The organism is Roseiconus lacunae (genome assembly GCF_008312935.1).
Lineage (GTDB): Bacteria > Planctomycetota > Planctomycetia > Pirellulales > Pirellulaceae > Stieleria > Stieleria lacunae.
The window spans coordinates 217,136-229,204 of sequence record NZ_VSZO01000043.1 but is presented as its reverse complement, the minus strand read 5'-3'; the positions used below and the strand labels follow the sequence as shown (position 1 = coordinate 229,204).

Annotated in this window: 7 protein-coding genes; 3 read left to right on the top strand and 4 right to left on the bottom strand. The window is 55.5% G+C overall.

What is annotated here, in order from left to right; all coding sequences use genetic code 11:
- Positions 1 to 141: 141 nt before the first annotated feature.
- Positions 142 to 1,641 carry an RtcB family protein gene (locus FYC48_RS23125; protein WP_235034383.1) on the bottom strand — a complete coding sequence of 500 codons (1,500 nt, stop codon included), beginning with the start codon at positions 1,639 to 1,641 and terminating at the stop codon, positions 142 to 144.
- A gap of 909 nt (positions 1,642 to 2,550) precedes the next feature.
- On the opposite strand from FYC48_RS23125, the gene lptD reads away from it, so the two are divergent.
- Positions 2,551 to 5,706, top strand: a complete 3,156-nt coding sequence (gene lptD / locus FYC48_RS23120; protein ID WP_235034382.1) for an LPS assembly protein LptD — start codon at positions 2,551 to 2,553, stop codon at positions 5,704 to 5,706.
- A gap of 284 nt (positions 5,707 to 5,990) precedes the next feature.
- Here the strand turns inward: lptD and cutA are convergent, their stop codons facing one another.
- The gene (gene cutA, locus FYC48_RS23115) at positions 5,991 to 6,323 is read right to left on the bottom strand and encodes a divalent-cation tolerance protein CutA (protein ID WP_149499148.1); all 333 of its coding nucleotides are present in this window, start codon (positions 6,321 to 6,323) and stop codon (positions 5,991 to 5,993) included.
- 212 nt (positions 6,324 to 6,535) lie between these two features.
- Here cutA and FYC48_RS23110 point away from each other — a divergent pair, with 212 nt between their 5' ends.
- Complete coding sequence (locus FYC48_RS23110) at positions 6,536 to 6,988, top strand: ferritin-like domain-containing protein (RefSeq protein ID WP_149499147.1); 453 nt, start codon at positions 6,536 to 6,538, stop codon at positions 6,986 to 6,988.
- A 258-nt stretch (positions 6,989 to 7,246) separates the two neighbouring features.
- Here FYC48_RS23110 and FYC48_RS23105 read toward each other — a convergent pair whose 3' ends face one another.
- Entirely contained in the window at positions 7,247 to 8,593 is a 1,347-nt protein-coding gene (locus FYC48_RS23105; protein ID WP_149499171.1) for a sodium:calcium antiporter, read from the bottom strand.
- Positions 8,594 to 8,762: 169 nt separating this feature from the next.
- Entirely contained in the window at positions 8,763 to 10,271 is a 1,509-nt protein-coding gene (locus FYC48_RS23100) for a sulfatase family protein (RefSeq protein ID WP_149499170.1), read from the bottom strand.
- A gap of 354 nt (positions 10,272 to 10,625) precedes the next feature.
- On the opposite strand from FYC48_RS23100, the gene FYC48_RS23095 reads away from it, so the two are divergent.
- The gene (locus tag FYC48_RS23095; protein ID WP_149499146.1) at positions 10,626 to 11,870 is read left to right on the top strand and encodes a hypothetical protein; all 1,245 of its coding nucleotides are present in this window, start codon (positions 10,626 to 10,628) and stop codon (positions 11,868 to 11,870) included.
- The last annotated feature ends 199 nt before the right edge of the window (positions 11,871 to 12,069 follow it).

The window sequence follows — 12,069 nt, the reverse complement described above, 5'->3', positions numbered from 1 at the left end:
GCCAGAGACGTTTCACAGTCAATCTGTGTCGGTCACCGATCCGTCCACGCATCCACCAATCAACCGATCGCTAATAGGTGGGTGGCACCTTACGATCTCGGGCACCTTACGATCTCTAATTGGTGGGTGGCACCTTACGGATTAGTCGTCCGCTTTGCTTGCATCTTTGATGACGAAACGGGCCTTTAGCCGGGCGACTTCACTGGCCAACCCGGCTTGCTTGACGCTCTTTAGCACCTCATCAAAATCCTTGTACGCCGCCGGCGCTTCGTCCCTCGGATAACGGCGACAATTACTCAAGATGTCGTGCTCATCAAATTCCCGATCAATGGCCGTCTGATCAAGCTCGCGCTGGGCACGCTTGCGACCAAGTACCCGACCGGCACCATGGTTGACACTAAAGCAAGACTTTTCGGCACCTGCGTCAGCCACCATCACGGCCGATCCGTCACGCGGATTGCCCGGTAGCAAAATCGGATGCCCAGTTTGCTCAAACGGGGTTCCCTGCAACGCATGATGCCCGCCGGGTATCGCCCGCGTCGCACCTTTCCGATGCACCCATGACTTCACATTACCGACGACTTCCTGACGTGCAATGTTGTGGCTGATGAAGTAAACCAACTGCCCCTGCGTCCCAGGAATCACTTCTTGAAATGCTTCCAATACAAGCGCGTTGATCAGCAGGTGATTGACCGTCGCAAAGTTCGCTGCCAATGCCATGTCATCCAGATAGGCATTCGCCTCCGGGCTACCCAAAGGCGCATATACCAATTGCCGGTCGCCTCCTGGTAACGGAATCCCCCATTGATGGAACTTTGCTTGCAACGAACTGAATTGCCCACTCGCCAACTGGTGCCCCAACCCACGCGAACCGCAGTGCGAGAGGAATGCCACTTGACCGTCGACCAACCCGAACGTCTCGGCAACCGAACGCGCGCGATCATTTTCATCGATTTCGACGACTTCACATTCGCCGAAGTGATTTCCACCACCGTAGGATCCCAGTTGGCTGATCTTGTTCTCGAATTGTCTGAGCTGACGCTGCCCACGAAGTCGCCCGAGCCGATCACGCAGTCCGTCCGAACTTTCGCGAAACCCGCCGTGAAATGCGTCTTCACAACGTGACGCCCAGTGCGGCGGAATTCCTAGATCTTGGCAGACCCGTTCGCTCGCCCCTTCAGTCACAACACGCTCCCCCAAGTCGACCTCGACCTTGCGAGCTTTCGACACGTTTCGTTGTCCTTTTCCCGCTCCGGTCGGCGTCCGCTCGCAGATCGCATCGATCAATGCTCGCCGAGTCCGACGATCATCGACCGCATCAGAGGGCAGATCCAATTGAAGCAAGCTCATCGAGCACTTGATGTCCACGCCCACCGGTCCCGGATAAATGTGCGTCGGAGATACCATCACGCACCCCACCGGTGCACCGTATCCGCAGTGCGCATCGGGATTGAGCACCAACTCGGTTACGCCCGGCGCGAGTCGTGAGTTCAACGCTTGCTGAAGACAAAGGTCATCAAAAGTACCGCGAATCGACTCGGTTCCGATCACGGTGATCGGTGACGTCTTGCCCGTCGGAAGGATTGCCGTCGCCTCGCCGGTCGGAATCATCTCAGCAATCATGCTTGATTTACTTGTCATTTAAAACTTCAACGCCCTTTGATTGGTCTCAGAAACCTAGTGCTAAATTCCATTTGAAAATACGAATTCGAGTCCTCAGCCGACGGGCGTTCGCAACGATGATTGCACCAAAACCGTGGCTAACGCCATGCGGTTAATTCTAAAATCAAGTTGGAACGAAGCACCTTCCGGTGAATCACGGCGAAAATAAGTTCTGCGGCAAGTCCCGCCGACTGGACGATTGGTAGACATCGGTTTTGGGATCGGCCCCGCGTTCCCCCAAAGAGCCAAACCGTGGTCGTAAGGTTCGTTTCAGCTCTCACCGTCTCGAAATCCAAGGCCCGCGAGCCCCACGTCGATGAATAACAACCGGCGTCATCAAACAGATCTCCAATGCTAGCAACCACCTGGACGGTTCTTCACTCGTTTTCCGCTTGTGATCGAGGCGTTCGACTTCGTAGGATCGCCACAGAAGTCGGCGAACGTACGCGCCGATGTCATGTTAGATCGTCCCACGCCTAGATTGAAACGCTTTTGGCCGGCAAGGAAGCCATCGCCGATTCGCGTCCTCGGACTCTCGCGAGCCGAGGTACGACGTCCTGCGCTGATCGTGTGCCTATTGATCCGCACACGCAGCGATTGGTTGGCGCGCCCGATAAGAGGGCATCTCAACGGCCTCGACAAACCGCTTCCGCTCGATCGGCGGCCCTATTGATCGGGTTGGTTCTTGCCGTTCCCCTCGTCGCAATCGCTGTCGGACCAGAATCGACGGGACTTCGGGCGAGTGAGAATCGCTTCGCCGTCCAGCGAACACCCAAAACATCCGCTGCGAGTGTCGCATCCAAGCATGGTCCCTCCGCCACAACGTCCAGTGGGAGTTCGCCAGTAAAGCGTCAAGCCTCCGCCCAAAGAATCCAGGGCGACATCGGTTTGTCCTCACGCACGATCCATCGCTGGAACGAAGGCAACACACAGATTTCGCTGGCAACCGGCGATTGCCAATTGACCTTTGAAGGGAAGGTTATCAAAGCCGACAAAGTGCTCGTGGTGACCGACGGTCCACGGGGCCGAGTCCGCAATCGTCTCGTCATCGAAGGATCAGAGGACTCGACGTCCGGGACGACACCGATGGTCGCGACGCTAATGTCCGATGATGAACCGATGATGCAAGCGGAACAATACCGTGCCAAGCCTTCGCGGCGTCCGTTCTTGATGGAATACCTCCGCCAAGCAGGCTCCACTACCGCGCTCGCTTCCCCACGACGGATCGGGTCTGCGACACAGGTTCCTTCACATTCCCAGGCCGACGTGCCGACACCGATGGGCGGTCCAGTCGTCCAGACGCCGTTTACTTCGGACGGTAGTCGCCGATCAGAAGCGGTCCCCGCCCAGCACACGCTTCCACAAACGACCGTTCACGGCGCAGGAGTCCCATCTGCTGGCGGTGCCGCTGCAAATCTTTTGCCGGTCCCCGACCCCACGGTCCATCGCAACGCCACACCATCGCTGGATTCACTCGAACTGACCAGTCCGAGCGGAGTACCAATGACGGGGCAAGTTTATGATTTTCCGACGACTCGCTATTCGAGCCCAACAGAGACGATTGCCGATCCCGGGGGCAGCCAGTTTCTGTTCGGTGGCGGAACCAAAGGACTCGGCGTCTCAGCACGCCATCCATCCTCACCACCACGGGTCGACACGATCATCCGCCCGGAAACCAACGACACCATTGCGATCGGACGCGGCGGAGTCGTTTTGACGGTGCGAGACGTTGCGGCCCAATTCGACGATGGACGGATGCTGAACTTTGGCACGGTGACGATCTCGGCGGACCGTTTCGTCGCATGGTTGCCAAACATGACCGACGTGATCAACGGCACCGCTGACCTTAATTCTGGTGACGGCGAACTCTACATCGAAGGCGATATCGTTTTCCGTGCCGGCGACAGTTTGATCTATGCCGAAGCGATGTACTACAACATCGTGCAAGAGACCGGCATGGTATTGGATGCCGAAGCGATCTCGACGGTTCCAGAATACCAAGGCGTCGTTCGCTTGAAGGCAGAGGTATTGCAACAGGTATCGCGCGGCAACTTTCGAGCGTTTGACGCGGCAGTCACGAGCAGCCGTCTTGGTGTGCCACGGTACTGGCTGCAAAGCGAACGACTGGATTTTTTTGAGCGAACACGTAGCGTCTACGACCAAGACACCAATCAACTGGTCGCCGATACCGACCCATTCGTTCGCAGCCGAAACAGCTTTGTGTTTCTCGGCGGCGTCCCGGTGTTTTACTGGCCTCGGTTTGCGACCAGTTTGGAAAGGCCGGTGTTCTATATCAAAGGAATCAAAGTTCGGAATGACCAGAACTTTGGTTCGCAAGTGTTGCTGGACTGGGATGTCTTTCAGCTTCTGGGGATCGAAAATATTCCCGAAGGCGTCGACTGGGAATTCTCCACCGACTACATGAGTGATCGAGGCCCGGCATTAGGGACCAACTTCAAATACGACGTTCCGGGAATGTTCGGAGTCCCGGGGCGTTCCAAAGGCATCTTCGACGCCTGGGCCATCGACGATGACGGCGTGGATCGATTGGGACGGGGTCGATTGGAAGTCACCCCGGAAGAAACGTTTCGTGGGCGAGCCCTCTTGCGGCACCGCCAAACTCTCGCCTCGGGCTGGGAATGGTCGGCTCAACTCGGATGGCTGAGCGATCGCAACTTCCTGGAACAGTATCTTGAAAGCGAATGGGACCAGGACCCTGATCACACGACCGAGTTACGGTTGCAAAAGTACTACTACAATCAGTTGTTTGAGCTTTCGGTAACACCGCAAGTCAACGACTTTTATCAAAAGACCGAACGCCTGCCCGAATTCAATCATTACCTGTTTGGTGGATCATTGTTGTCGGATCGCCTGACGTGGCAGATGCACAACCACGCGTCGTACTCGCGATTGAACGTCGCCGACGATCCGATCGATCCCACCGAGCAAGCCAATCACTTTCCGCTTCCCGGTGAAATTCAAAGCCAAGGTGTTGTCGCTTCGACCCGCCAGGAATTGGCGTTGGATCTAAATCTGGGGCCGTTCGGAATTCGGCCGGTTGCCTCCTTTGAAGCGGCCCATTACGGCGAAGCGGCCGACGGTGACTCGCTGACTCGATTGCTCGGTCAATCGGGTATCCAAATGAATTTACCCATGGTTCGCGTCGATCCGACGATCCAAAGCACACTGCTAAACATGCGTGGGCTGGCTCATAAAATGGATTGGCGAGCGGAATACTGGTACGCGGACAGCAATACCGACTTGGATGAACTGCCTTACTATGACCCGCTGGACGACGACGCGCAAGAACAATTCCGCCGTCGCTTCATCGGAACGACCTTCGGGGGTGTTTTGCCAGACCCATTCGATCCGCGCAGCTACGCCTACCGTCAAGGTATCCAGCGATGGATGACCAGCCCGAGCGATGTGGTCGCCGATGACTTGCAACAAATCCGATTGGGACTCAACCAACGCTTCCAAACCAAGCGTGGATTACCCGGCCAAGATCGTATCGTCGATATCTTGCAACTTGATATCGAGACGGTCCTGTTCCCCCGACAAGACCGTGACAACTTTGGCGAAACGCTTGGTCCGACCATGTACGACTTTCGCTATCACATCGGCGACCGACTGTCGCTGGTCAGCGATGGGTATCTCGATTTCTTTCCAGACGGATTGCGCTCACTTAGCGCCGGAATCCGAAGTAGTCGGCCCGGGGTCAGTGACTGGTATGTTGGCATGATGTCGATGGAAGGTCCGATCAGTAGCACGGTGTTTCGATCGAACTTTGACTACCGCGTGAACGAAAAGTGGATCGTTTCCGGCGGCACGACCTATGACTTCGGCAACACCGGATACGTAGGGCAAAACTTTGGCCTGACCCGCATCGGTGAATCGCTATTGCTACGACTGAACGTCAACGTCGACCGTGGCCGCGATAACGTTAGTTTTGGCTTCCAGATCGAACCACGTTTCTTTGCCAGAACACTTGGCGGAATCGGCGGCGGAATGATCCCACCACCGGGCATCGAAGGACTGGAATAGCGACCACGACGGAGCGGCGTCAGATGATCGAACTCCAGAATTGGGTCGAGTGCTTCGTCAACATTTGAAGTCAGGATTAGCCGCATCGCGTTAGCCGCGGTTGGGCTGCAATAACCGGAGCTAACGCTCGTCGGCTGATCGATCACAGGTTCTCAATTTGCTTTCCGTATTAGCCGCATGGCGTCAGCCGCGGTTGGGGCACAATAACCAGACGAAAGCCCATCGACGGATGAGACACCCCCGAAGATTCAAGGTGGTGCATGCACTGGACGCTCGAGCACCGTCTAATCTTCCGTCGTGTTTTCACCAACCCAATGCGCGTATCCTGGGTCAGCGCCGCTACAGTCAAGTATCACGACCTGTGGTTGATCGTAGGGATGACACCTAAGGATGGTTTGTTGCAAAGCCGTGGCTCGCTCGCGAGTGGTCTTGATCACCAAACGCAATTCACGATCGACACAATCTTTGCCGTCCCAGCAGTAAAAGCTTCGGATCGGGGCATCGACTTGGACGCATGCGGCGACCCGTTCTTGGAGTAGCGTTCGGGCGAGTGCCTCAGCTTGTTTTTCATCTGAAACGGTGGTCAAGCAAACCACCAACGCGGGTGCATGGTCCATTGCGGAAATTCGGATTAATTGAGAAGCACTTGCAGTAAATACGGGTGTTCGGAGGGCTAGTCTTTTGAACGGTTCTCAACAAGTCATCATTGACGAATAATTTTGGAAAAACCCATGTATTGACCGATCAATACCGCTTGCCGGTAAGCGGGTAGCGGCGCTATGTTTCGATAGTCACCCCACTGATGAAACAACTCTCACGGAGATTATAGATGGATTACCAACCAGTCATCGATCACATGAATGAATGCCTGAAGCACGAATGGACGGGCGTCGCGCAGTACTCTCAGGCGAGCTTTTTGATCGAAGGTGTCTGGCGTGAGGTTTACGCCAAGACCTTTATCGAAAACGCTGAAGAGTCGTTCGATCACGCGAAACGCGTTGGCGAAAAAATCTCGGCACTCGGCGGCGTCCCCGTCGTCACCCGCAACGAAATCAAGCAAACACGCGACCTTCAGGAAATCTTGAAGAACAGCTTGGAGTTCGAATCGAAAGCGGTGGAGATGTACACCAAAGCTCTCGAACTCGCCGAAGGTGACCGCGCATTGGTCGTCTTTTTGGAAAACATCCTCGAAGAGGAGCAAGACGGTGTCGACGAATTCACCAAATTGCTTCGTGGAACCGAAGCCATGGAATCGGTAAGCACGAAATCCAAGTCGGCTTAATTCAGCCTACCGTACTGTCAAATCCTGATTTCAGGATTGCAGGCCAGATGCGAGCACGTTCGGCTCGTACCTAACGGTCAGCCCCATGGCGTTAGCCACGGTTGGAATGCAATAACCGGAGCTAACGCTCGTCGGCTGAAAGGACCACAGCTTCTCAATTTGCTTTCCGAATCAGCCGCATGGCGTTAGCCAGGGTTATGGCACAAGAGTGCCCAATGGTTGCACCCTCGCCCATGCCGCTTTTGCCTGCACGCAGCATTAAGTGAACGCGGGCAGCAAAACCAGGAAACGCTGCAACATCGCCGCGATCGAATTGGCTAGCGGTGCGTCGACTGAGCGTCCGATGATGTAAATCACAAACACCAAATAGATCGCCAGCAAACTGAACGCTTTGCCTCGGCGCATTTCGACGAACTCGATTCCGACCGGACTGACGTGCTTCTTTCCGAAGAAGTAAACAAAGAACCCGACGATCGTCAGCACAAGCAGAAGCAATCTCAACTCACCACTCTGCTGGGCAACTTCGGGTGACATCTCGATCGGCCCATGTACCAAGGTGAACAAGAACATGGGGAAACCGAGCGCGAAACAGATGTCGAAGATGTTGCTGCCGAGTGCGTTGGCAACCGCATCGTCATAATCACCGTCGAGCGCATCGCGTACCGACATCACGGTATCGGGAACACTGGTTGCCATCGACGCAAAAATCACGGCAACAAACATTGCCGGAATGCCCAGCCCGACAAATTCGTAGCCCAGAAGGGTGTACGACGGATGAACATCGTTGCCGGTACCTAACCACTCGCACGCTTTGACGAGAAACCAACATGCGGCCGCGATTACGGTCGTAGACACGATCAACAACGGCCAACCGTTCCATGTTTCGTCTTTGATTTCTTGCCGCTGCTTGTCGGTCACAAACATGGATTCTAAATCCAACAGCGGCCCACCTGATAACCAGTAGAACAATGTACCGAAACCGCTGGCCTGATCGGTGTCTGCGGAGGTGTTCTCGGTCACATCAATGGAATCGATCGGAGCAACTTGACCGGCAGTTGCCAGCCCCGATGTCGCGAGTTCGTTCGTAGCCTGTTCGGCGGCCCGCCGCTGTGACGAACGCATCGACCGGATCATGAAGATCAAATAGGTCGCGTACATCGCCATCATGATCAGGCCTTGCCACCAATAGAGCTTTTCGCCATTGATCAGCAAGATTAAGACAAACTCGCAAACGATCAACGCAACCCCATCGCGGAGAATCACTTTGCGAGAAACGTCAACGGACTTGACTTTGACGCCCGCGAGTACGGTCCCGATGACTGCCAGAATACATGTCGCCGGGATAATCATCCCGTTGAATAACGCACTCCCGGCGGTCGTACCAATTCCGACCGCAAATCCATCGCGGTCGGCCAAAACGAACAGGGCGATCAGCGTCGTAAACAGCTCAGGAATCGAGCTTGAAATTGCGTTGATCGTGCCACCACGAACACCTTCAGAGAGATTTCGGCCGATGTAATCCGATGCGACTTCAAATCCATCGCAAGCACGCCAGATGATTAAGCAAGCGAGAAATATCAAAAGCAGAGGAATTAGAATTCCTATCATTCTGGTGTGTTTGTCCCAATGAGAGCGAAGTCGATGGAGGCGAGAGGCGGATTGTGGCAGGCTTTCGGACCGCTGGCAATGAAGCAGACGGGAATCAATCGGGAATCAATCGAGAGATTCGCACCCACGATCGCAACACGTCTGCTTTCGGCTGCCCCACAACTCCCTAACGCGGGCCGGGTGCGTTAATCTGATCGGCATTTCGGTCCCGTCCCGGCGAGAACGCACCGACGATGTCGATCTGCTCCGGCTTCAAACGACTTCCGGTCTCACGATCAAACGTGTCCGGATAAAGTTTCCCGGGCTCGCTGTCACCGGTTTCATCCATCCAGGTCTCGAGTACGCCGGCCAAACGTTCTTCGACATCGGCGAAACGATCGTTACCGACCAAGTTGTTCAATTGCTGCGGATCCGAAGCGGTGTGGTAGAGCGCGACCGTAGGGCGTGGCGAAAGAAAAACATCCGCCTGGGCTTCGGTGAGTTCTCCTTGCTCGCGCAGGCTTCGCAATTGCTGGTGCGACGGACTGCGGACCGAATCGGCAGGGCCTTGCCACGGTAAATCGACCCGTTCGTTAACAAGAAAAAGATACTCACCATCTCGTACGCTCCGTCCCCAAGCTTCGTAATCGTGCCAGTTATGTTCCGAGAATGCGTACTTTCGGATCGAGTTGGATTGGGATTCAAAAAGTGGTTGCATTGAAACACCTTGAACCGTTTCGGGAATCTCACAACCGGCAAGCTTCAACGCCGTCGGCGCGATGTCGATAACGCTGACAAGTTGGTCCGACTGACCGCTCCATTTCAAACCGTTTGGCCAAGACGCGACCAACGCGGTCTTCATTCCGGAATCATGCAAACGAGTTTTCGCGCGTGGGAAAGGCCTGCCATTGTCGGCGAGTATCAAAATTAACGTGTTATCGAAAACCCCTTGGCTCCGCAGTTCCTCAGCGACGACTCCGATGCGATGGTCGAACCGAGTCACTTCGTTGTAGTAGGACGCAAGGTCGGCGCGAGTTTCTGGGTCGTCGGAAAGAAATGGCGGGACGATTACGTCTTCGGCGCGATGCATCGGCCCATAGAGTTCCTCGTCCCATTGTTTGTCCGCATCCCAACCACGATGGGCGTCATAGGAGGCGAACCAAAAAAAGAACGGCTTGTCTTTTGGGCGCTCTTGAGTCACCGAGAGCCAATTGGCCGAACCGGAGGTATCGCCCGGGGCTTTCCCACCATCAACATGATCGAACGGATCCGGACGCTGTGGATGCTCGTCCGTCGGCGCCGTCGTCTTCATGTGATGCTTACCCGAAATCGCGGTGTAGTAGCCATGCTCGCGAAGCAATTGTGGGAACCACGGCAAGTGAACCGAAATCGGCTGATGCAATTCTGCGGCACGCCCGGTGTTGTGCGGGTAACGTCCGGTAATGATGCTGCTTCGCGAAGGGCTGCAGCTGCTGGCGGTCAAGTAGGCTTGGTCAAACCGAATGCCACTTTCGGCGAGGGCGTCGATATTGGGGGTGCGAGCTGCCGCATTTCCATAGCAACCGTAATCATTCCAACTCACGTCGTCGGCGATAAAAAGCACGACGTTGGGGCGGTCAGCGGCTTGCAACGAAACGCCGGGAATCGATTGAAGCAGTAAACCTGCCAACAGGATCACGATTGACCGTGCGAACATAGGCTTACGAAGTCTTGTCATTGATAGCATACGTTGAATCAGAGTTTTTCGAGGAGCTGGATCGGGGACAATCCTTGAACCCTACAGCGTAATCGCTAGGTTGGGTTTCGTGGCGATCGGTCGGCAAGCAATGTGGGGTGCGGTTCCCGTACTTACCGGTATTCTGCGTTTGTCGGGTTTCGCCGGAGCAGCAACTTGCGTGGGCGTGAAAGCGGCTGCCTGCACGAGCAAAGGGACGATCGAGGCCCGACTGTCCCTGAAATCCTGACGGAACGAAAGTTTAGCCGGATGCCACAAGATTGGCCGAGCGATCGGCCACGACGGTGGTTGTTCGATTCCTTGGGAGGAACTTCCGTGGCGAAGCTGAAGACCGATCCGAGTAGCGAAGCGATGTCAACGCTGCTTTCACAGGCAATGGCATTGAACGCGACGGTCAAATTGAACCCCGCGGCGCAATCGCTGCTTGTGGGAGCATCGACATTTGCGACTGTTTCGAGTCATCTGGGCCGGTCGCTCCCACTGCACCGACACGCCTGTCGATACTTGACGCTTGCGATGTTGCAGGCTCGCCTGGACGATCGTGTCTTGCTGGTCGCCAAAGGCTCGGCGATCGAACCATGGGCCATACGTGCGGCAGAAACGTTCCGTGTCCCATGCGTGATGATCACCAAGAACGACGATAGCTTTTCGACCGAACCGACGATCAATGTTGAAATCGACGGAGATGTGGGGCGAGACGAATTGTTGATTCAACTCGCCGACCGAGTTGACTGTATCTTCGTGCGACCGAACGGAAATATCGATGACGCCTTGCGTTTACGTTTACTCGCCCGCTGCGACGCAACCGTACGAGTTGCCACGCCTTGTGAACCGACCCAAAAGGCCGAGCGAGCGTTCGGCGAACTATTAGGCCTTGGTGCGATCGGATGGCATTCGTCCTTGTCGGAGATTGATAAGGTTCCTGCCGGTGAGTCGTCGCATTCGATCCGGCGAGCCAGTCTGGATTGGTGCTACGAGGACAACGCTTGGCTGGTCCACTGTACGCGCGGGTGCACCGGGCCATGGCCCGGAGAGTCCGCCGACCAGTATCGCGATTGGGTACTGTTGAACAATTCACATCGATCGTCAAGCGAGCGAGGTAGTTGCCTGGGAACGCTTCGCCGAATCCTCAAAATGCGCCGGCTGGTCGGATCGGCACTGACCAGTCGGCATCACTTGCCGGTCGTTTGCTTGTCGGCGTGCTCACTGTCAAGCCTGCTTTCGCGACGCTGCTATCGATCGCACCTCCATCGATGGGACTACGAACCGTACGGGATCGCGATTCGGCGGCAGGCGGCGATTGCCGCCGGGGCGGCCGAGGTGGTTTATGGAAGTGATTCGATCTCGCGAGCAGACCTGCCTGACGACCAACAGTTCCGCTATCAAGCTACCGGGCGAACGTTTGACTGGACCAGCGAACGAGAATGGCGATTCTGTGGAGACCTCGATCTCGAGCAGTTTGACGACGAAGACATTCGCGTGTTTGTCGCCAGTGAGACAGACGCATTCGAACTACAAACACGGTATCCGGTCTCGATCGTCGAAAGCTTGGTCGGTTAAAAATGACCGTTTGGACTCACAAACGCTTTGATCCAACAGAGAATTTTAGTTGCACTGCGCTCATCAGCCGACGAGCGTTAGCTCCGGTTGTTCCCACTTAACCGTGGCGAACGCCAAATGGCTGATGCGGAATGAAAATTGAGAACTGCGATCGATCAGCCGCAGAGCGTTAGCTCCGGTTATCGGATCTCAACCGCGG

Bases quoted from the DNA above. Each gene is read 5' to 3' on its own strand.
- FYC48_RS23100 (WP_149499170.1), bottom strand. From the start codon at position 10,271: ATGTTCGCACGGTCAATCGTGATCCTGTTGGCAGGTTTACTGCTTCAA.
- FYC48_RS23110 (WP_149499147.1), top strand. From the start codon at position 6,536: ATGGATTACCAACCAGTCATCGATCACATGAATGAATGCCTGAAGCAC.
- FYC48_RS23125 (WP_235034383.1), bottom strand. From the start codon at position 1,641: ATGACAAGTAAATCAAGCATGATTGCTGAGATGATTCCGACCGGCGAG.
- cutA (WP_149499148.1), bottom strand. From the start codon at position 6,323: ATGGACCATGCACCCGCGTTGGTGGTTTGCTTGACCACCGTTTCAGAT.